This window comes from Caldimonas manganoxidans ATCC BAA-369 (assembly GCF_000381125.1).
Classification (GTDB): domain Bacteria; phylum Pseudomonadota; class Gammaproteobacteria; order Burkholderiales; family Burkholderiaceae_C; genus Caldimonas; species Caldimonas manganoxidans.
The window spans coordinates 63,322-82,335 of the sequence record NZ_KB905936.1 but is presented as its reverse complement, the minus strand read 5'-3'; the positions used below and the strand labels follow the sequence as shown (position 1 = coordinate 82,335).

At 64.7% G+C, this 19,014-nt stretch carries 18 protein-coding genes; 11 read left to right on the top strand and 7 right to left on the bottom strand.

Annotated elements, in window-relative coordinates; translation table 11 throughout:
* Positions 1 to 128: 128 nt before the first annotated feature.
* Genes F615_RS0106685 through F615_RS0106660 form a run of 6 tightly spaced genes read left to right on the top strand, consistent with a single transcriptional unit; the run spans position 129 to position 6,060 of the window.
* Entirely contained in the window at positions 129 to 2,966 is a 2,838-nt protein-coding gene (locus F615_RS0106685; RefSeq protein WP_019560401.1) for a monovalent cation/H+ antiporter subunit A, read from the top strand.
* 2 nt (positions 2,967 to 2,968) lie between these two features.
* On the top strand, positions 2,969 to 3,307 hold the full coding sequence (locus F615_RS0106680; RefSeq protein ID WP_198150852.1) for a Na+/H+ antiporter subunit C: 339 nt from the start codon (positions 2,969 to 2,971) through the stop codon (positions 3,305 to 3,307).
* Positions 3,304 to 4,911: a monovalent cation/H+ antiporter subunit D gene (locus tag F615_RS17885; RefSeq protein ID WP_019560399.1), complete on the top strand. Its 1,608-nt coding sequence runs from the start codon at positions 3,304 to 3,306 to the stop codon at positions 4,909 to 4,911. The genes F615_RS0106680 and F615_RS17885 overlap by 4 nt, the downstream gene beginning before the upstream one ends.
* Positions 4,908 to 5,429: a Na+/H+ antiporter subunit E gene (locus tag F615_RS0106670; RefSeq protein ID WP_019560398.1), complete on the top strand. Its 522-nt coding sequence runs from the start codon at positions 4,908 to 4,910 to the stop codon at positions 5,427 to 5,429. Before F615_RS17885 ends, F615_RS0106670 begins: the two co-directional genes overlap by 4 nt.
* Complete coding sequence (locus F615_RS0106665; protein ID WP_019560397.1) at positions 5,426 to 5,710, top strand: K+/H+ antiporter subunit F; 285 nt, start codon at positions 5,426 to 5,428, stop codon at positions 5,708 to 5,710. Before F615_RS0106670 ends, F615_RS0106665 begins: the two co-directional genes overlap by 4 nt.
* Before the next feature lie 8 nt (positions 5,711 to 5,718).
* The gene (locus tag F615_RS0106660; RefSeq protein WP_019560396.1) at positions 5,719 to 6,060 is read left to right on the top strand and encodes a Na+/H+ antiporter subunit G; all 342 of its coding nucleotides are present in this window, start codon (positions 5,719 to 5,721) and stop codon (positions 6,058 to 6,060) included.
* Here F615_RS0106660 and F615_RS0106655 read toward each other — a convergent pair.
* Positions 6,045 to 6,566, bottom strand: a complete 522-nt coding sequence (locus tag F615_RS0106655; protein ID WP_019560395.1) for a DUF2062 domain-containing protein — start codon at positions 6,564 to 6,566, stop codon at positions 6,045 to 6,047. The genes F615_RS0106660 and F615_RS0106655 overlap by 16 nt on opposite strands.
* Positions 6,567 to 6,572: 6 nt before the next feature.
* Positions 6,573 to 7,178, bottom strand: a complete 606-nt coding sequence (locus F615_RS0106650) for a YqhA family protein (RefSeq protein WP_019560394.1) — start codon at positions 7,176 to 7,178, stop codon at positions 6,573 to 6,575.
* A 217-nt stretch (positions 7,179 to 7,395) separates the two neighbouring features.
* Here F615_RS0106650 and acs point away from each other — a divergent pair, with 217 nt between their 5' ends.
* Both acs and pabB read left to right on the top strand, forming a co-directional pair.
* On the top strand, positions 7,396 to 9,363 hold the full coding sequence (acs, locus tag F615_RS0106645) for an acetate--CoA ligase (protein WP_019560393.1): 1,968 nt from the start codon (positions 7,396 to 7,398) through the stop codon (positions 9,361 to 9,363).
* 368 nt (positions 9,364 to 9,731) lie between these two features.
* A complete protein-coding gene (pabB, locus tag F615_RS0106640; protein ID WP_019560392.1) occupies positions 9,732 to 11,471 on the top strand; it encodes an aminodeoxychorismate synthase component I in 1,740 nt (579 codons plus the stop codon).
* A gap of 56 nt (positions 11,472 to 11,527) precedes the next feature.
* On the opposite strand, the gene F615_RS0106635 is transcribed toward pabB, so the two are convergent.
* Positions 11,528 to 11,830, bottom strand: a complete 303-nt coding sequence (locus F615_RS0106635) for a c-type cytochrome (protein WP_019560391.1) — start codon at positions 11,828 to 11,830, stop codon at positions 11,528 to 11,530.
* Positions 11,831 to 11,950: 120 nt separating this feature from the next.
* Between F615_RS0106635 and F615_RS0106630 the strand changes: the two genes are divergently transcribed.
* Positions 11,951 to 12,196 carry a TIGR04438 family Trp-rich protein gene (locus F615_RS0106630; protein WP_019560390.1) on the top strand — a complete coding sequence of 82 codons (246 nt, stop codon included), beginning with the start codon at positions 11,951 to 11,953 and terminating at the stop codon, positions 12,194 to 12,196.
* A 5-nt stretch (positions 12,197 to 12,201) separates the two neighbouring features.
* Here the strand turns inward: F615_RS0106630 and ilvD are convergent, their stop codons facing one another.
* Positions 12,202 to 13,881, bottom strand: coding sequence for a dihydroxy-acid dehydratase (ilvD, locus tag F615_RS0106625; protein ID WP_019560389.1), 1,680 nt, complete (start codon positions 13,879 to 13,881; stop codon positions 12,202 to 12,204).
* A gap of 126 nt (positions 13,882 to 14,007) precedes the next feature.
* Here ilvD and F615_RS0106620 point away from each other — a divergent pair, with 126 nt between their 5' ends.
* Both F615_RS0106620 and lgt read left to right on the top strand, forming a co-directional pair.
* Positions 14,008 to 14,916, top strand: coding sequence for a LysR family transcriptional regulator (locus F615_RS0106620; RefSeq protein WP_019560388.1), 909 nt, complete (start codon positions 14,008 to 14,010; stop codon positions 14,914 to 14,916).
* Complete coding sequence (gene lgt / locus F615_RS0106615) at positions 14,916 to 15,743, top strand: prolipoprotein diacylglyceryl transferase (protein ID WP_019560387.1); 828 nt, start codon at positions 14,916 to 14,918, stop codon at positions 15,741 to 15,743. The genes F615_RS0106620 and lgt overlap by 1 nt, the downstream gene beginning before the upstream one ends.
* 1 nt (position 15,744) lies before the next feature.
* Here the strand turns inward: lgt and F615_RS0106610 are convergent, their stop codons facing one another.
* The 3 genes from F615_RS0106610 to F615_RS0106600 are packed head-to-tail and all read right to left on the bottom strand — an operon-like array spanning position 15,745 to position 18,751.
* Complete coding sequence (locus tag F615_RS0106610; protein ID WP_026330095.1) at positions 15,745 to 16,548, bottom strand: ABC transporter ATP-binding protein; 804 nt, start codon at positions 16,546 to 16,548, stop codon at positions 15,745 to 15,747.
* Positions 16,549 to 16,561: 13 nt separating this feature from the next.
* Complete coding sequence (gene ntrB, locus F615_RS0106605) at positions 16,562 to 17,473, bottom strand: nitrate ABC transporter permease (RefSeq protein ID WP_026330094.1); 912 nt, start codon at positions 17,471 to 17,473, stop codon at positions 16,562 to 16,564.
* 24 nt (positions 17,474 to 17,497) lie between these two features.
* Complete coding sequence (locus tag F615_RS0106600) at positions 17,498 to 18,751, bottom strand: CmpA/NrtA family ABC transporter substrate-binding protein (protein WP_019560384.1); 1,254 nt, start codon at positions 18,749 to 18,751, stop codon at positions 17,498 to 17,500.
* Positions 18,752 to 19,014: the final 263 nt, after the last annotated feature.

The following is a 19,014-nucleotide window of genomic DNA, read 5'->3' as shown; positions in this document are numbered from 1 at the left end:
CGCGAAATGTCCGAGTGACGACCACGGAAAACGAGGCGGCACATGTTTCTACAATCTGCCGGTTTTTGCGCGCCGTCATGGGGTGCCATGTCGGCGGTTTGAGCCACCCATTCGCTTGCATGGATACGATGAACCTGCTGGCCACGGTCGTCTTGCTCCCCCTGGTGCTGGGCACTGGGTTGTGCTTCTGGTTGGGGCGCATTCAGACGCCGGCGCGACGCCGGGCCACCGCTTGGGCGGCCGGCGGGGTGGCCATCGCCGTGCTGGGGCTGTTGCTCGTCTCGGCCGCGCCGGTGTTGGCCGGCCAAACCTTGCTGGCGCACTGGCCCTGGGTGAGCGCCATCGGCCTGAATGTCGGTCTGCGGCTGGACGGCCTGGCCTGGATGTTCGCCGCGCTGATCAGTGGCATGGGCGTTCTCATCGTGCTGTATGCCGCCTACTACCTGCATGAGCACGATCCAGCCGGCAAGTTCTTCAGCACGCTGATGCTCTTCATGGCGGCGATGCTGGGCATCGTGCTGTCGGACAATCTGCTGCTGCTGGTGGTGTTCTGGGAGCTCACCAGCCTGTCGTCCTTCCTGCTCATCGGCTACTGGGGCCACAAGGAAGAATCGCGCGCCGGGGCCCGCATGGCGCTGGCGGTCACCGGCGGTGGTGGGCTGGCGATGCTGGCCGGCTTCGTGGTGCTGGGCCAAATCGCTGGCACCTACGAGCTGTCGCAGATGCTCGGTCGCGGAGCCGAGATCCAGTCCCACCCGATGTTCCCGGTGGCGCTCGTCCTCATCCTGCTGGGTTGCTTCACCAAGAGCGCGCAGTTCCCATTCCACTTCTGGTTGCCCGAGGCCATGGCCGCGCCCACGCCGGTGTCGGCCTACCTGCACTCAGCCACCATGGTGAAGGCAGGGCTCTTCCTGCTGGCGCGGCTGTACCCGGTGGTCGGCGGCAACGCCTTGTTCGAGGGCATCGTCGCCACCGTGGGCCTGGTGACGATGGTGTTTGCCGCCTTCGTGGCATTGTTCAAGCACGATCTGAAAGGCTTGCTGGCTTACTCCACCGTCAGCCACCTGGGCTTCATCGCCTTTTTGATCGGCCTGTCCTCGCCGATGTCGGCCGTGGTGGCGCTCTTCCACATCCTCAACCATGCCAGCTTCAAGGCGGCGCTGTTCATGACCGCCGGCATCGTGGACCATGAAACCGGCACCCGCGACATGCGCCGCTTGGGCGGGCTGATGACGGCCATGCCGTGGATGGGCAGCTTTGCGATGCTGGCTGCGGCCTCGATGGCTGGACTGCCGCCGTTCAACGGCTTCTTGTCCAAGGAGATGATGTTCGAGCAGGCCGTGCACGCGCAGTTCTGGGGCTCGTTGAGCTGGCTCGTGCCGGCGCTGGCCACCGTCGGCGGGCTGTTCTCGATGGCCTACTCGTTGCGCCTGGTGCACGACGTGTTCTTCAACGGCCCAGCCCGCGATCTGCCGGTCCATCCGCACGAACCCCCCTGGGGCATGAAGGCCCCGGTGGCCTTGCTGGTGGCGATCTGCATCGCCGTGGGCCTGATGCCGGCGTTGATCACCGGGCCGCTGGTGGTGGCCGCCGCCACCGCGGTGCTGGGCGCGCCGCCGCCGGAGTTCCACCCGGCTCTGTGGCATGGTTTCAACCTGCCGCTGCTGATGAGCGTGATCGCCGTCGGTGGTGGTGCCATCTACTACTTTGCTTTGCAGGCAGGCGGTCGCCTGCACCGCCACGAGCCGCGCGCCTTCAGCGGCAAGGCCGTTTTCACGGCGTTCATTGACGGTCTGTTCGGGCTTGCCGGTCGCATCACGGCCGTTTTCGAGAACGGCTCGCTGCAGCGCTACCTGGCCTGGATGATCGGCTTGGCGATTGTGCTGGGAGCCTGGCCGTTTTGGACGCCAGCAGCCCCGACGCTGGGGCCGGGCGATCGGGAGTTGTTGCCGGCATCGCCCGTGGCCGTGGGGGTGTGGGGCGTGCTGCTCGTCGTTGGTGCAGCCTTGCTGCTCAATCACCGCCAGCGCTATGTGGCAGCCATACTGGCCGGGGCCGTGGGGCTGGCGGCCTCACTGACCTTCCTGGCCCTGTCCGCGCCGGACCTGGCCATGACGCAACTGTCGGTGGACGTGGTGTCCACCGTGCTGCTGCTGATGGGCTTGGCCTTGCTGCCGCAGACGACGCCGGCCGAATCCAGCCGCTGGCGCCGATGGCGCGATGGGACGCTGGCGCTGGCCGCTGGCGGGGCCGTGGCCTGGGTCACGTGGTTGATGCTGACCAGCAACCACGAGTCCATCGCCTGGTACTTCCTCGAGCAGTCCGTGCCGGCTGGCGGCGGCACCAATGCGGTCAATGTGATCCTGGTCGACTTTCGTGGCTACGACACTTTTGGCGAAATCACCGTGCTGGGGATTGCGGCCTTGGGCGTCTTGGCGCTGCTGGACGGCCTGCGCGTGCGGCGGCCCCGCTTGGATCCCGAGGGGCGCCCCTGGAGCTATGGTCAGGAACCTTTGATGCTGCGGGTGGTCGCCCGTTTGGTCTTGCCTTTGGCCTTGCTGGTCAGCGTCTACATTTTCTGGCGTGGCCACAACCTGCCGGGCGGCGGATTCATTGCCGGATTGATCACGGCCGTGGCCTTGGTCTTGCAGTACATGGCCATGGGGCAAGCCCGTGCCGAGGCCGTGCTGCGCAGCGCAGCCGGTCGGCGCTTCGTGCGTTGGATCGGCATCGGCCTGGGCATTGCCTGGGCCACCGGCGTGGGGGCCTTCTTCTTCGGCAAGCCCTTCCTGACCAGCGCCCATGGTCATCCGGTCGTGCCCGTGCTGGGAGAGCTGCCGTTGGCCACCGCCGCCCTGTTCGATCTGGGGGTCTACATCACCGTGGTGGGCGCGACCATGCTGATGCTGTCGGTGCTGGGGGCGGCCAGCAAGGAAACGTCCAAGGACAAGGGAGCAAGCGCATGACGATGGAGTTCCTCGTGGCCACTGGCATCGGCTGGGTGACGGCCTGCGCCATTTACCTGATGCTGCGCGGGCGCACCTTCCCGGTGGTGCTCGGTCTGAGTCTGTTGGGCTATGCGGTCAACGTGTTCATCTTCGCGATGGGCCGTCTGTGGAGCGGTGCACCGCCCATCCTGACACGAGGCGCCGAGGTGGCCGACCCGCTGCCCCAGGCACTGGTGCTCACTGCCATCGTGATCGGGTTTGCCACCACCGGCTTCGTGATCGAGATGGCGCTGCGCAGTCGGCACGAAAGCGGCACCGACCATGTCGATGGGCGCGCAGACAAGACGGAGCAGGCATGAGCGGACTGATCCACCACCTGCCCATCTTGCCGGTGCTGCTGCCGGCCTTCACCGCCATCGTCTTGCTGCTCCTTGGCGATCATGGGGGCGACTCCCATGGCGGGCATGGACACCACAAACTGCTGTGGGCTCGCCGCATCGGCTTGGCCTCGACGGTGCTGGGCCTGTGCATTGCCGTCGGCTTGGTCGTCGAAGTCGGTCGTGGCGAGCTGCTGGCGTACCGGGTGGGCGACTGGCCGGCTCCCTTTGGCATTCTCGTATTGGTCGATCGCTTGGGCGCGCTGATGCTGCTGCTGACCTCCTGCGTGGCGCTGCCGGTGCTGTGGTATGCCACGGGCGGTTGGGATGCACACGGCCGCTACTTCCACGCCATCTTCCAGTTTCAGCTCATGGGGCTCAACGGTGCGTTCGTCACCGGCGACCTGTTCAACCTCTTCGTCTTCTTCGAGGTGCTGCTCATTGCGTCCTACGTCTTGATGGTGCATGGGCAGGGGAAGGAGCGCTTCCGCGTGGGCGTGCACTATGTGGTGTTGAACCTGGCCGCATCCTCACTGTTCCTCATCGGCGTGGCACTCATCTATGCCAAGACGGGCACGCTCAACATGGCCGATTTGGCGCTGCGCGTGCCCCAAGTGGCCGCGCCGGACTCGGTGGTGCTGCAGGCCGCAGCCTTGGTGCTGTTGGTGGTGTTTGGTTTCAAGGCGGCTTTGATGCCGCTGGCGATGTGGTTGCCGGCCACTTATGCCGCCTCCAGTGCGCCGGTGGCCGCCCTGTTCGCGATCATGACCAAAGTCGGGGTTTATGCCATCGTGCGGGTGCATGGCGTGATCTTCGGCGCCGAGGCAGGTGATGCGGCCCTCACCGTGCAGCCGGTCCTGCTGCCGCTGGCCCTCCTCACCAGCGTCGTGGGCGTGATCGGCGCACTGGCGGCGCGCACGTTGCCGCGCTTGGTGGCCTGGCTCACGGTGGCTTCGGTGGGCACCGTGCTGGCCGGCTTGGGGCTGTTTTCCTCCCAGGCCTGGTCGGCGGCGCTGTACTACATGCTCAACAGCACGCTGGTGACGGCCGGACTGTTCCTGCTGGCCGAACTCGTCGGCGCCCAGCGGGGCGATGCGGCCACGCAGCTCGTGCCGGCGTCGCCGGTGGCCCAACCCACGCTGCTGGGGCTGATGCTGCTGCTGGCGGCCGCCTCCACGGCGGGCCTGCCACCGCTGCCGGGCTTCATCGGCAAGCTGATGATCCTCGAGGCGGCCAGCCATCATGCCTGGCAGGCCATGGTGTGGAGCGTCGTGCTGGGAGTGGGCTTTCTCACGCTGGTCGGTCTGGCGCGGGCCGGCAGCATCCTGTTCTGGCACGTGCGTGATGATCGCCCGGCCATCGGCGCCTCCGGCGCCAGCCCCAGGCTGCTGGTTCCGACGCTGGCCTTGTTGGCCGCCAGTGTTGCGCTGAGCGTTTGGGCTGCGCCCATTCAGCGCTATACCGAGGCGGCGGCATTGCAGCTCGTGGATCGCGCCGCCTATGCGCGGGCGGCCTTGCCCGAAATGGGCGGCGAGGCCGCGCGCACCACACGGCCGTATCGCCCCGCGCAGGAGACCTCACGATGAACGATCGATCCTCCGGCCCTCGCGATCGCTCCCGCATGCCTGCAGGAAGCCACCTGGCGTTGTCGGTGCTGCTGGCCTTGGCTTGGCTGCTGTTGCAAGGCAGTGTGGCCGTGCCTCACCTGATCACGGCAGCCGTGCTCGGTTGGGGGCTGCCACGACTGACGGCCGGCTTTCTTGGGCCGGCGCTGCAGCCGCGGCGGATGCGCACGGTTGTGCGCCTGGCTGCCATCGTGCTGTGGGACATCGTGGTTTCCAACCTCACTGTTGCCCGCATCGTCCTGTGGCCAGGGGCAGACCCGCAGCCGGCCTGGGTGCGGGTGCCTTTGCAGCTCCAACATCCCGGTGCGATCAGTTTGCTGGCCACGATCATCACCAACACACCGGGGACGGTCTCCTGTGTGGTCGATGAAGAACGTGGCGAGATCCTCGTCCATGCCTTGGACTGCCAGGACCCCGAGGCTTTGGCTGCGCAAATCAAGTCGCGCTACGAGCAACCCTTGAGGGAGATCTTCGGATGAATGAATGGCCTGTGATTCCGTGGGCGCTGGACATCGCCTCGGCTTGCGTGGGGATGGCGCTGGTGCTGTGCGTCTGGCGGCTGTTGCGTGGCCCGGAATTGACCGATCGTGCGCTGGCGCTGGACACCATGTACATCAATGTCGTGGCTCTGGTCATCCTGTTGGGGATGCGGTTTCGTACCGAGCTGCTCTTCGAGGCCGCGTTGATCATTGCCTTGCTGGGGTTTGCTTCCACGGTGGCGCTGGCTCGTTACCTCAGCCGTGGCGATGTGATCGAGTGAGGTGAGCCATGTGGAACGACATTCACTGGGCCGTGCAGGCCGTCATCGCGGTGACTTTGGTGGTCGGTGGGGCGTTCGCCTTGATCGGTGCCATTGGCATGTTGCGCTTTCCCGACTTTTTCATGCGTCTGCATGCGCCGACCAAAGCCACCACCCTCGGCGTCGGCGGGGTGCTGATCGCCAGCATGGTCAGTCAATGGGCTGCGGGGCAATTCGGCTTGCATGAGCTCTTGATCACGCTGTTCCTGTTCGTGACCGCGCCGGTTTCTGCCAATCTGCTGGCCAAAGCGGCCTTGCACCGGCGTAGCCCATCGAAGGCGCCGGTGCCGCCGGATCAACCCCGTTCCTGAGGCGGCTCGTGGGGGCGCCACAGGACCCAAACGAGCACGTAGCCCAGGGTCGAGCTGACCACGGCCAGAATGGCCAGCCCCACCACCAAGGGGGTGCCGGTGGACTGAATGGACTGCCACAGTCCCTGCCACCAGCCCTGTTGTTGAGCCAAGGTTTCGATCTGGCTTTCGAGGGCCTGTGCGACGATTTCGCCACTGCGATGGCCGAGGACCCAACTGCCAATCTGATAGGCCAACCAGTACACCGGCGGGAAGGTGAAGGGGTTGGTGACCAGCGTCGAGGCGGCGGCCACCGCCACGTTGGCGCGAAAGAACACCGCCGTCACCACCGCAAAGAGGAACTGCGCCACCGGCAGCATGAAGCCGAAGAACAGGCCGATGCTCACCGCGCGGGCCACGCTGCCGCGGTCCAGGTGCCAAAGGTGATCATCCTGCAGGCGGTGCGCCACCGGGCGCAGCCATTTGGACGCCAGCAGTTGCTCACGCGTGGGCAGCCAACGCTTCATGGGAAGTCAGCGGTCGTCGCGCGGGGAGGAGTGGCTCATCAGCCGGTCGGCCAGGGCGATGGCCAGGGCCGAGAACAGGAAGGCAATGTGGATCACGGTTTGCCACAGCAGCACTTTCTCTTCGTAATTGCCGGCATTGATGAAGGTCTTGAGCAGGTGGATGGACGAAATGCCGATGATGGCCGTGGCCAGCTTGACCTTCAGCACCGAGGCATTCACGTGACTGAGCCATTCCGGCTGGTCCGGGTGCCCCTCCAGGTGCAGGCGAGAGACGAAGGTCTCGTAACCACCCACGATCACCATGATCAGCAGGTTGGAGATCATCACCACGTCGATCAGCGCCAGCACCACGAGCATGATGATGGTCTCGTTCAGCGCGGTGACCTCAGCGTCGGCCTTGTAGCCGATGCTGGTGACCAGCTTGTCCAGCGCGGCCTGGCTGCCGAAGGCTGCCTCCAGCAGATGGACCAGTTCCACCCAGAAGTGAAAAACGTACACGCCCTGGGCGACGATCAGCCCCAGATACAGGGGCAGTTGCAACCAGCGGCTGGCAAAGATCAGATTGGGCAGCGGACGCAGCCGTGTGGTGCGGGGATCTGGGATGGCACTCATCGATGGCCTAGGGATACTACGGAATGTCGCAAATTCTAGAGCGAGCCGACACTTGCAACCGAGCCCGCGAGCTCAAGCGGGCGGCAGTATTCCAGGGCTTTGTGCTCTTTGCATGCCAGGGTAAAACCGGAGGGGCGGGGAGTCAGCCTTTCGTAAGAGCTTCGCCCTAAGGTTTGGCACCCAGCGGATTGACCGACCATCCACAGGAGACGCACCCATGTCCGACTCGCACAGCAAGCTCTACCCCCCGCCTCCCCAGATCGTTGCCGGCGCGCATGTCTCCGGCATGGCGGCCTACGAAAAGCTCTGTGCCGAGGCCCAGGCCGACTATCCTGGCTATTGGGCCCGCCTGGCGCGCGAGATGGTGAGCTGGAAGCAGCCGTTCACGAAGGTGTTGAACGACAGCAACGCGCCGTTCTTCAAGTGGTTCGAAGACGGCACGCTCAATGCATCGTACAACTGTCTGGACCGCAACGTCGAGCGTGGCCTGGGTGACAAGGTGGCCATCATCTTCGAGACCGATGACGGCAAGATCACCCGGGTCACTTACCGCGAGCTGTTGGAGCGCACCTGTCGCCTGGCCAATGCGTTGAAGGCCCAGGGCGTCAAGAAGGGCGACCGGGTGGTGATCTACATGCCCATGTCGGTCGAGGGCGTCGTGGCCATGCAAGCTTGCGCGCGCATTGGTGCCACGCACTCGGTGGTTTTTGGCGGCTTCTCGGCCCAGTCGCTGCGCGACCGCATCCAGGATGCTGGTGCGGTGATGGTGCTGACCGCCGACGAGCAAGTGCGCGGAGGCAAGCAGCTGCCGCTGAAGGCCATCGTCGACGAGGCCTTGGGCATGGGAGGGTGCGAGACGGTGCGCAAGGTCATCGTCTACCGTCGCACCGGTGGCCAAGTCGCCTTTGACGCCGCGCGCGACCTGTGGCTGCACGAGGTCACCCAGAACCAGCCGACGACATGCGAGCCTGAATGGGTCGAGGCCGAGCACCCGCTGTTCCTGCTCTACACCTCGGGCTCGACCGGCAAGCCCAAGGGCGTGCAGCACAGCACCGGCGGCTACTTGCTGCATGCCGCACTGACCACCAAGTGGACCTTCGACCTCAAGGACAAGGACATCTTCTGGTGCACGGCCGACATCGGGTGGGTCACTGGCCACACCTATATCGCTTACGGCCCCTTGGCGCTCGGCGGCACTGAACTGGTCTTCGAGGGCGTGCCCACCTTCCCGGATGCCGGCCGATTCTGGCGCATGATCCAGGACCACAAGGTCACGATCTTCTATACCGCGCCCACGGCCATCCGCTCGCTCATCAAAGCGGCTGAAAGCAACGAGGCGGTGCACCCCAAGCGCTACGATCTGTCCAGTCTGCGCATCCTCGGGTCGGTGGGCGAACCCATCAATCCCGCGGCCTGGGAGTGGTACCACGCCAACGTGGGCGGCGGGCGCTGCCCGATCGTGGACACCTGGTGGCAGACCGAAACCGGCGGCCACATGATCACTCCGCTGCCCGGAGCGACGCCGCTGGTGCCGGGCTCGTGCACGCTGCCCTTCCCGGGCATCGATGCGGCCATCGTGGACGAGACCGGCCAGGACGTGCCCCATGGCCAAGGTGGCATCCTGGTCATCAAAAAGCCATGGCCCAGCATGATCCGCACCATCTGGGGCGATCCGGAACGCTTCAAGAAGAGCTACTACCCGCCTGAGCTCAAGGGCTACTACTTGGCGGGCGATGGCGCCAGCCGAGATCCTCAAACCGGTTACTTCACCATCACCGGCCGCATCGACGACGTGCTCAATGTTTCGGGGCACCGCATGGGGACGATGGAAATCGAATCGGCCTTGGTCAGTTGCACCGAACTGGTGGCCGAGGCCGCGGTGGTGGGCCGTCCGGACGAAACCACGGGCGAGGCCATCTGTGCCTTCGTGGTGCTCAAGCGTCCGCGCCCGACTGGCGAGGAAGCCAAGAAGATCGCCAATGAGCTGCGCAACTGGGTGGCCAAGGAAATCGGCCCCATCGCCAAGCCCAAGGACATTCGTTTCGGCGACAACCTGCCCAAGACCCGTTCGGGCAAGATCATGCGTCGCCTGTTGCGCTCCATCGCGCGCGGTGAACCCATCACCCAAGACACCAGCACCTTGGAGAACCCCGCGATCCTCGATCAGTTGGCGCAGTCCAACTGATCGAGGTGCCGCGATAGCGGCCGGGCGCGGCAGCGCCCGAGAGGGGACGGGGAGCACTCATGTCGCGCAGCGACGTGATGGGCTCACCAGAACCCCGCGATCCTCGATCAGTTGGCGCAGTCCAACTGATCGAGGTGCCGCGATAGCGGCCGGGCGCGGCAGCGCCCGAGAGGGGACGGGGAGCACTCATGTCGCGCAGCGACGTGATGGGCTCACCCGAACCCCGCGATGGCGGCCGGGCGCGGTAGCGCCCGAGAGGGGACGGGGAGCACTCATGTCGCGCAGCGACGTGATGGGCTCACCAGAACCCCCCGATAGCGGCCGGGCGCTAGACTGTCGGCCCCAATGCCGTCTTCTGCCCCGTCTTCGTGTCTGCCCCGACCGCCCTGATCGATTTCATCGCGCCGACCGATGGCGCCTCACGCGAGCGTCTGGCTTTCTATGAGCCGCTGACCGTGCTCCAGGCGAACCGGCTGGAGCAGGTACGGGACGTGTTGCAACAGGTCCATGCCCAAGCTCGGCAGGGGCGATGGTGTGTGGGCTTCGTTGCGTACGAGGCGGCGCCGGCCTTCGATGCCGCGATGGCCGTGCATCGGCCGCAAGATGGGCCGTTGGCCTGGTTCGGCGTGTTCGACCAGGCGCGTCCTTGGCCGGATGGGCCGCTGTGGCCATATGAGCCGCTGTCGTGGACCGCAGGCATCGACCGCGCCGAATTCGACCGGGCAGTGGCCCGCATCCACGCAGCCATCGCCGATGGCGAGGTCTACCAAATCAACTTCACTGCGCCTTGGCATAGCGCTTTTCATGGCGAGCCCTTGGGCTTGTTCCAGGCCTTGTTGCGGGCCCAGCCCGATGGCTATGCCGCTTACATCGATACCGGCGCCCAGCAGGTGCTGTCGGTATCGCCTGAATTGTTTTTCGACTGGCGCGATGGCTGCTTGCTTTGCCGGCCGATGAAGGGCACCGCCGCGCGTGAGGCGGATCCACAGGCCGACGCGCGCCGCGCCGCCCATTTGCGCAGCAGCGAGAAAGAGCGTGCCGAGAACTTGATGATCGTCGATCTGATCCGCAACGATCTGTCGCGCCTGGCCGAGCCGGGCAGCGTCCAGGTGCCCCGTCTGTTCCAGGTGCAGGCGCTGCCTACCGTTTGGCAGATGACTTCGGATGTGACCGCGCGCACCCGAGCGGGGGTGGGTCTGGAGGACGTTTTCCAGGCGCTGTTCCCCTGCGGCTCGGTCACCGGGGCGCCCAAACTGCGGGCCATGCACTGGATCGCACGGCTCGAGCGCGGCCCGCGTGGCGTCTACTGCGGCGCCGTGGGTGTGGTGCGCCCGGGCGGCTCGGCCACTTTCAATGTGCCCATCCGTACCGTGCGTTTGGCCGCTGGCCAAGCCCGTTGCGGCATTGGCAGCGGCATCACGGCCGATGCCGATGCCGCGGGCGAGTGGGCGGAATGGCGCAGCAAGCAGGCCTTTCTCGTGCGGGCCCAATCGGCTTTCGAGCTGCTGGAGACCCTGCGGCTGGAGTCTGGCCAGGTGGTCCACCGCGCTGAACACCTGGCGCGCATGGCCGCCGCGGCGCGGCACTTTGGCTTTGTTTGGCAGATCGATGCAGCCGAGCGGGCGCTGGACCGGCTGGTGGCTGAGCATCCGCACGGTTTGTGGCGGGTGCGACTGCTGGCCAGGGCCGACGGGGGTTGCCGCGCCGAGGCGTTCGAACTGCACGAGCTGGCCAGCCCGGTGCGGGTTCGGCTGGCCGAGCGTCCCTTCGAGGCGGCTGGCAGCGAATTCGTGCGCTTCAAGACCACCCGGCGTGCGCACTATGAAGCCTTCGCGCCTGTGGATGCGGCGGTTTTCGACACCTTGCTGTGGAACGAGGCGGGGGAGCTTACCGAATTCACCCGCGGCAATGTTGCGGTGAAACTGGATGGCCGTTGGGTGACGCCTCCTCTGGCCTGCGGGCTGTTGGGGGGGATCGGCCGGGCCGTGGCCCTGCGTGAAGGCCGTCTGGTCGAGCAAGTGGTGCACCGGGACGCTCTGGCGCGGGCGCAAGGGCTGGCCTTCCTCAACAGCTTGCGCGGCTGGCTGGATGCCGAGTTGATCTCCTGAAAAGACGACACCCCGCCCAAGCGGGGTGCCGATTCAGACCGGGGGCCGAACGTCGATCACTTGTGCGTCAGGATCCACTGCACCAGTGTCTTGGCCTCGGCTTCGCTGACGGAGGAATTGGCCGGCATGGGCACTTGGCCCCAGACCCCCACACCGCCTTTGATGACCTTCTGGGCCAGTTTGTCGACGGCGTCTTTTTGTCCAGCGTATTTGGCTGCGATGTCCTTGAAGGACGGGCCAAATATCTTTTTGTCCGCGGCGTGGCAAGCCACACAGGCCTTTTGCTGGGCCAGCTGGGGGCTGGCCAGGACGGGGGCACTCAGGCAGGCAAGGGCTGCAAGGGCGAGGAAAGGCTTCATGTCGTGATTCCTGCGATCGTGGGGTTGATTGACAGTCGCAACCATGCATTCTAGGCTTTGCGCCCGGTGCCTGGGTGGGCCTTCGAGCCGATGGCCCCGGCGGCTTCACGGAGTCTTGGCATGTATTTCGTCGTCCTGGGTGTCTTGCTGATCGTGCTGAAGCTGGCCGAGTTCGGCGCCGTGGCCCAATGGTCGTGGTGGGTCGTCTTGTCGCCGTTTGCGCTGGCGGTGGTGTGGTGGGCTTGGGCCGACGCTTCGGGTTATACCAAGCGCCGGCAAATGGACAAGCTGGAAGAAAAAAAGAAAGAGCGGCGCAAGAAGAACTTGGCCGCCCTGGGGCAAGAGCCGCGCAAGCGCAGGCTCTGAGGCGATCACTCGAATTTGTCCAGCACCGCGCCTGAACTGGCGCTGCTGGCCAGCTTGGCGAACTTGGCCAGCACGCCGCGGGTGTAGCGCGGCGCTGGCGGCGTCCAGGCGGCGCGGCGACGGGCCAATTCTTCGTCGCTGACATGCAAGTGCAGGCTCAGCGTGTGGGCGTCGATGGTGATCAAGTCGCCCTCGCGCACCAAGGCGATCGCGCCGCCCTCGGCGGCTTCCGGGGCGACATGGCCGACCACCATGCCCCAGGTGCCGCCGGAGAAGCGCCCGTCGGTGATCAAGCCCACCGATTCGCCCAGACCTTGGCCGATCAGCGCGCTGGTGGGTGCCAGCATTTCGGGCATGCCCGGTCCTCCCTTGGGGCCGAGATAGCGCAGCACCATCACGTCGCCGGGCTTGATTTGGTTGTCCATGATGGCCGCCAGGGCCGACTGTTCGTCGTCGAACACCCGGGCCGGGCCGGTGATCTTCGGGTTCTTCAAGCCGGTGATCTTGGCCACGCTGCCTTCGGGGGCCAGATTGCCCTTCAGGATCGCCAAATGACCTTGGGCATAGATGGGCTGGCTGACCGGCCGGATCACGTCTTGATGCGGGGAAAGGTCGGGCACGTCGGCCAGGTTCTCGGCCACCGTCTTGCCCGTGATGGTCATGCACTCACCATGCAGCAAGCCGGCTTTGAGCAGTTCCTTCATCACCGCCGGGATGCCTCCGGCGCGGTGCAGGTCGATGGCCAGGTACTTGCCGCTCGGTTTCAGATCGCAGAGCACGGGAATCTTCTTGCGCATGCGCTCGAAGTCGTCGATGGTCCAATCCACGCCGGCGGCATGCGCAATGGCCAGGTAATGCAGTACGGCATTGGTCGAGCCGCCGGTGGCCATGATCACCGCCACGGCGTTCTCGATCGCTTTTTTCGTGACGATGTCGCGCGGTTTCAAGTCTTTCTTGACGGCTTCCACCAGCACGGCGGCAGCCTTTTTCACGTTCTCCACCACCTCGTCCTCGACATTGGCCATCGTGGACGAGTAGGGCAGGCTCATGCCCAAGGCTTCGAAGGACGAGCTCATCGTGTTGGCGGTGTACATCCCGCCGCAGGAGCCGCTGCCGGGAATCGCGCGACGCTCGATCTCGCAGAAGTCTTCCTTGCTCAGTTTGCCCGCGGTGAACTGGCCCACGGCCTCGAAGACGCTGACGATGTTGAGATCCTGACCCTTGTACTTGCCCGGCAGGATCGTGCCACCGTAGATGTAAATGCTGGGCACGTTGGCGCGCAGCATGCCCATCATGCCGCCGGGCATGTTCTTGTCACAGCCGCCGATGACCATCACGCCATCCATCCATTGGCCGCCCACGCAGGTCTCCACGCAATCGGAGATCACCTCGCGTGACACCAGCGAATACTTCATGCCCTCGGTGCCCATGGCCATGCCGTCGCTGATCGTGGGCGTGCCAAACACTTGCGGGTTGGCGCCGGCGGCTTTCAGACCTTCGACCGCCGCGTCGGCCAAGCGTTGCAGGCCGGAATTGCACGGGGTGATGGTGGAGTGGCCGTTGGCCACGCCGATCATGGGTTTGCCAAAGTCTTCTTCTTTGTAGCCCATGCCGTAGTACATCGAACGGTTGGGCGCACGGGCGATGCCCTCGGTGATGTTCTTCGAGCGGCGGTTGTAGCTCATGGCTCGTCCTAGCAATGCAGTCGTGGGGAAGCAGGCCTCGCAGGGCCGTCGGCCGCACAGTATGCAGCGCTATCAAAATCGATTCCAATATATCTTTCAAACCATTTTGATTCGTTCTAAATATCAATGCTGGAGTTGCGTCACCTCCGTCAATTCGTGGCCGTGGCCGAGGAGCTGCACTTCGGCCGCGCCGCCGCGCGCTTGCACATGACCCAGCCACCGTTGACGATGGGCATTCGTCAACTCGAGTCGCTGTTGGGCGCGCCCTTGTTCCATCGCACGCGGCGTTCGGTGCTGCTGAGTCCTGCCGGGCACGCCCTGTTGCCCGAAGCGCGCCGCCTGCTGGCACAGGCCGAGCAGCTCGGGCCCATGGCGCGCGCTGCTGCGGCCGGCACGCTTGGGCGGCTGCGCCTGGGTTTCGTCTCCACCATCGGCTACGGCCCGCTGCCGGGCTGGCTCAAGACGTTTCGCGAGTCCCATCCCGGCGTGGAGTTGGCGTTGCGTGAGGCCACCCTCGATGTGCAGTTGGCAGCCTTCGAGGCTGGCGAGATCGATGCCGGCTTCGTGCTGCATGCTCCGGGTGAACGACTGGCAGGATTTGGCGCCGTGCGGGTGCAGGGCGAGCCGCTGGTGCTGGCCCTGCCGGGCGACCATCGACTGACGGCTCATCCGAGCTTGAAGGCAGCGCAGGTGTTGGACGAGCCGCTGGTGATCTTCCCACGCGCCATCAGCCCGTCGCTATATGATGCGATGCTCGCGTTCTATCGCGACCGGCAGCGTGCTCCGCGTATCGCCCAGGAAGCCATTCAAATGCAGACGATCGTGAACTTGGTTTCTGCGGGCATCGGTGTGGCTTGGGTGCCTGAGACGGTCACGCGGCTGCAGCGTCCCGGGGTCGTCTACCGCACCGTCGAAGATGCGGGCCTGGCCTGCGAGACCAGCTTGGTGTGGCGGCTTCCGCAGCCCCCGGTCGTGAGCCGCTTCGTCGATCATGTGATGGCTTCAGTGCCATCGTTCGAGAAGGAAAAGCTCTGATGCTCGTGCATCCCCAGTTCGACCCCGTGGCCCTGCACATCGGGCCGGTGGCCATCCATTGGTATGGCCTGACCTATCTCGTGGCTTTCGGTCTGTTCCTCTGGTTGGCTTCGATCCGGGTCGGCCGTTCGCCCTATGCAGACGCCGGCTGGACGCGCCGGGATGTCGAGGACTTGCTGTTCTATGGGGTGCTCGGTGTGATCATCGGGGGCCGTCTGGGTTACGTCTTCTTCTACAAGCCCGGCTACTACATGGTCCACCCGCTGGAGATCATTGCCGTGTGGAAGGGCGGCATGTCCTTTCATGGTGGACTGCTTGGGGTCTTGTTGGCCGTGGCCTTGTTTGCTTGGCAGCGCCAGCGTCCCTTTCTCGAAGTGACCGACCTGATTGCGCCTTGCGTGCCCACCGGCTTGGCTTCGGGTCGCTTGGGCAATTTCATCAATGGTGAACTCTGGGGGCGTGAGGCCGACCCGTCCTTGCCCTGGGCCATGGTGTTTCCGCAGTCGGGCACCGCGATACCCCGCCATCCTTCGCCCTTGTATCAGTTTGCGTTGGAGGGATTGTTGCTGTTCGTGGTGCTGTGGTGGTATGCCCGCAAGCCGCGTGCCATGGGGCAGGTCTCGGGGGCCTTCTTGGTGGGATACGGGGTGCTGCGCTTCCTGGCCGAGTATTTCCGCGAGCCCGACAGCTTCCTCGGACTGCTGGCGCTCAACCTCAGCATGGGCCAGTGGCTGTGTGTGCCGATGGTGGTCGCTGGCGCCGTGCTGTGGTGGTGGGCCGGGCGCCGACAAGACGTGGCGGGCCCCCGGCCGACGCCGGCGCGCTGAGTCAGGCGGCCAGCTTTTCTTTTCGTCCATGCCGGGTGTAGAGAAAGTCCAGCACCGCCTTGCGGCACGCCATGTAGCGCGCGTCCTCGGCCAGTGAGACACGGTCGCGAGGACGCGGCAGGTCCACCCGCACGATGTCACCAATGGTGGCCGCCGGCCCGTTGGTCATCATCACGATGCGGTCGGACAACAACACGGCCTCGTCCACGTCGTGGGTCACCATCACCACGGTGCTGTGGGTGCGCGCCACGATCTTGAGCAACTCGTCTTGCAAGTGAGCCCGGGTGAGGGCGTCCAGCGCCCCGAATGGTTCATCCATCAGCAGCACCTTGGGCTCCATCGCCAGGGCCCGGGCAATGCCTACGCGCTGCTTCATGCCCCCGGATATCTCGTGCGGCCGCTTGGTGGCGGCATGGCCCATGCCCACGAGCTCCAGCGCCGCCTGGGTGCGCGCCTTGAGCTGGGCTTTGGACTCCTTGGCTGCGAACACACGGTCCACCGCGAGATAGACATTGTCAAAGCAAGTCAGCCAAGGAAGCAGCGAGTGATTTTGGAACACCACGGCGCGTTCCGGGCCGGGCTCACGGATTTCTCGGTTGTCGCACAGCAGCACCCCGGCCGTGGGCTTGAGCAGTCCGGCAATCAGGTTCAGCAGCGTGGATTTACCGCAGCCGGAGTGCCCGATGAGACTGACGAACTCCCCGCGCTGAACGGTCAGATGGATGTCGCGCAGCGCATGGAATGGCCCCTGGCGGGTCTGAAACACCATCTCGGCGGCCTGGACTTGAATGAAATGGGTAGACATGATCGAACCTTGATTAGTCGGTGTAGCTGAAGCGTTTGGCCACGGTGACGAGGGTGTGCTCCAGCACCAAGCCCACGATGCCGATCACGAAAATCGCCACCAGGATGTGCTGCACATTGAGGTTGTTCCACTCATCCCATATCCAAAAGCCGATGCCCACGCCTCCGGTGAGCATTTCCGCGGCCACGATCACCAACCATGCCGTGCCCACGGACAGACGCACGCCGGTCAGGAGATAGGGCAAGACCGAAGGCAACAAGATCTTCGTGATCACCTTCCATTCGGACAGATTGAGCACGCGGGCGACGTTCAGATAGTCTTGCGGCACCCGCTGCACGCCCACGGCGGTGTTGATGATCATCGGCCAGATCGAGCAGATGAAGATCGTCCAGATCGCCGCCGGGTGCGCGGCCTTGAACACCAACAACCCAATGGGCAGCCACGCCAGCGGCGAGACCGGGCGCAGCAGGCTGATGACGGGAGAGACCATTCGGTGGACGAAGGCGAAGCGGCCGATGAGGAACCCCAAAGGAATGCCCACTGCGGCGGCCAGGCCGAAGCCCACGCCCACCCGGGCCAGCGAGTTCAACACGTTCCAGCCGATGCCTTGGTCATTGGGGCCGTGGTGATAAAACGGGTCGGAAAACAAGGCCACCGCCGCTTGCCACGTCTGTGCTGGCGTCGGAAAGCCCGAGCCCCCGGTGGTGGCCAAAGCCCACAGGCCGATCAACAAGGCCATGCCCAGCATCGGGGCCAGCCATGCCGCGGCGGCGGCGCGCACATCGATCCTGGGGCCTGGGCCACGGGCCGTCGAGGGGAGGCGATCCGCCGTTTGGGTTCGACTCGGTGCGGCTTGAGTCTGGGCGGCTTGAGTCTGGGCTGTGGGGGCCTGACCTACCGAGGAATGGAACACTGCACTGACCATGATGGGGCTCCTGAGGCTGCGCGTTCACACTTTGATCTTGAAACCATCGGCATAGGCGGCTGGGTTTTTGCCATCCCACACCACCCCATCGATCAACTTGCTGGTGCGCATCACGTCTTTGGGGATGCTCACGTTCAGGGCCGATGCCGCTTGCTTGTACAGATCGATGCGGTTGATCTGTTTGGCCACTTCCAAATAGTTCGGATGTTCCTTGAGCAGCCCCCAGCGCTTGTGCTGGGTCAGGAACCACATGCCATCGCTCAAGTAGGGGAAGTTCACCGCTCCGTCGTTGAAGAACTTCATGTAGTTGGGGTCGTCCCAGGTCTTGCCCAGGCCGTTTTGATAGCGCCCCAGGATGCGCTGATTGATCACATCCACGCTGGTGTTGATATAAGCCTTCTGCGCCACGACCTCGGCCATCTTGAGCTTGTTTTGCAAACCGGCGTCGATCCAGCGGCTGGCCTCCAGCATGGCCATCACCACGGCGCGGGCCGTGTTGGGATATTGCTTGACGAAGTCGGCCGTCGTGCCCAAGACCTTTTCCGGATGATCTTTCCAGATGTCTTGCGTGGTGGCGGCCGAAAAGCCAATGCCGTCCATGATGGCGCGATGGTTCCAAGGCTCGCCCACGCAAAAGCCATCCATGTTGCCAACACGCATGTTGGCCACCATTTGCGGCGGCGGTACGGTGATCACCTTGGCGTCTTTGAAGGGATGAATGCCTGCGCTGGCCAGCCAGTAATACAGCCACATCGCGTGCGTGCCGGTGGGGAAGGTTTGCGCAAAGGTGTATTCACGTGTCTTGCGCCGCATCAGGTCGGCCAATTGCGCGACGTGGGTGACGCCTTCGTCGGCCAGCTTTTTCGACAAGGTCAGCCCCTGACCGTTGTTGTTGATGGTCATCAGCACGGCCATGTCTTTTTTGGGCCCGGCAATCCCCAAGTGCACACCGTAGACCAGGCCGTACAGCACATGCGCCATGTCGAGTTCACCGTTGACCAGCTTGTCCCGCACGCCCGCCCAAGAGGCTTCTTTGCTGGGGATGATCTTGATGCCGTACTTCTTGTCGAATCCCAGCACCGAGGCCATCACCACCGAGGCGCAATCGGTCAGCGGGATGAAGCCGATTCTCACCTCCTCTTTCTCGGGCTTGTCTGAGCCTTGGGCCCATACGGCCGTTTGCAGTCCGGGCACCATGCCAGTGGCGCCGGCGGCGGCCGTGGTTTTGAGCAGGGTCCGGCGGCTCAGGCGGGCCTTGAGCAGATCGTGGGCTTTCATGCGTCGCGTCCTTGATTTCATCGAAGCACCAAACAGAAAAGGCGTCCTCACGCGGTCTGATGACAGACCGGTGGGGACGCCTTCGTCCTAGGGGCCGGTGCATCCTCCTCGATGCCGCCGGGCCACGACCGCGGGTCGCCATTGACCCGGGCACAGGAGGCTATGCATGAACCGTGCCAGCGGTGGCCTCGGGGAGGCGGTGAACCGGCCGGCATTCCTGCCCTGGCACGGTGCACGTGCCGCAGACGGCAGGCCTTGAGGGA

Excerpts from the sequence above, each read along its gene's own strand:
- F615_RS0106610 (WP_026330095.1), bottom strand. The coding sequence starts at position 16,548 with ATGTCTACCCATTTCATTCAAGTCCAGGCCGCCGAGATGGTGTTTCAG.
- acs (WP_019560393.1), top strand. The coding sequence starts at position 7,396 with ATGTCCGACTCGCACAGCAAGCTCTACCCCCCGCCTCCCCAGATCGTT.
- lgt (WP_019560387.1), top strand. The coding sequence starts at position 14,916 with ATGCTCGTGCATCCCCAGTTCGACCCCGTGGCCCTGCACATCGGGCCG.
- F615_RS0106655 (WP_019560395.1), bottom strand. The coding sequence starts at position 6,566 with ATGAAGCGTTGGCTGCCCACGCGTGAGCAACTGCTGGCGTCCAAATGG.
- F615_RS0106665 (WP_019560397.1), top strand. The coding sequence starts at position 5,426 with ATGAATGAATGGCCTGTGATTCCGTGGGCGCTGGACATCGCCTCGGCT.
- F615_RS0106620 (WP_019560388.1), top strand. The coding sequence starts at position 14,008 with ATGCTGGAGTTGCGTCACCTCCGTCAATTCGTGGCCGTGGCCGAGGAG.
- F615_RS0106660 (WP_019560396.1), top strand. The coding sequence starts at position 5,719 with ATGTGGAACGACATTCACTGGGCCGTGCAGGCCGTCATCGCGGTGACT.
- F615_RS0106635 (WP_019560391.1), bottom strand. The coding sequence starts at position 11,830 with ATGAAGCCTTTCCTCGCCCTTGCAGCCCTTGCCTGCCTGAGTGCCCCC.
- F615_RS0106650 (WP_019560394.1), bottom strand. The coding sequence starts at position 7,178 with ATGAGTGCCATCCCAGATCCCCGCACCACACGGCTGCGTCCGCTGCCC.
- ilvD (WP_019560389.1), bottom strand. The coding sequence starts at position 13,881 with ATGAGCTACAACCGCCGCTCGAAGAACATCACCGAGGGCATCGCCCGT.
- F615_RS0106600 (WP_019560384.1), bottom strand. The coding sequence starts at position 18,751 with ATGAAAGCCCACGATCTGCTCAAGGCCCGCCTGAGCCGCCGGACCCTG.
- F615_RS0106685 (WP_019560401.1), top strand. The coding sequence starts at position 129 with ATGAACCTGCTGGCCACGGTCGTCTTGCTCCCCCTGGTGCTGGGCACT.
- F615_RS0106630 (WP_019560390.1), top strand. The coding sequence starts at position 11,951 with ATGTATTTCGTCGTCCTGGGTGTCTTGCTGATCGTGCTGAAGCTGGCC.
- F615_RS0106680 (WP_198150852.1), top strand. The coding sequence starts at position 2,969 with ATGGAGTTCCTCGTGGCCACTGGCATCGGCTGGGTGACGGCCTGCGCC.
- F615_RS17885 (WP_019560399.1), top strand. The coding sequence starts at position 3,304 with ATGAGCGGACTGATCCACCACCTGCCCATCTTGCCGGTGCTGCTGCCG.
- ntrB (WP_026330094.1), bottom strand. The coding sequence starts at position 17,473 with ATGGTCAGTGCAGTGTTCCATTCCTCGGTAGGTCAGGCCCCCACAGCC.
- F615_RS0106670 (WP_019560398.1), top strand. The coding sequence starts at position 4,908 with ATGAACGATCGATCCTCCGGCCCTCGCGATCGCTCCCGCATGCCTGCA.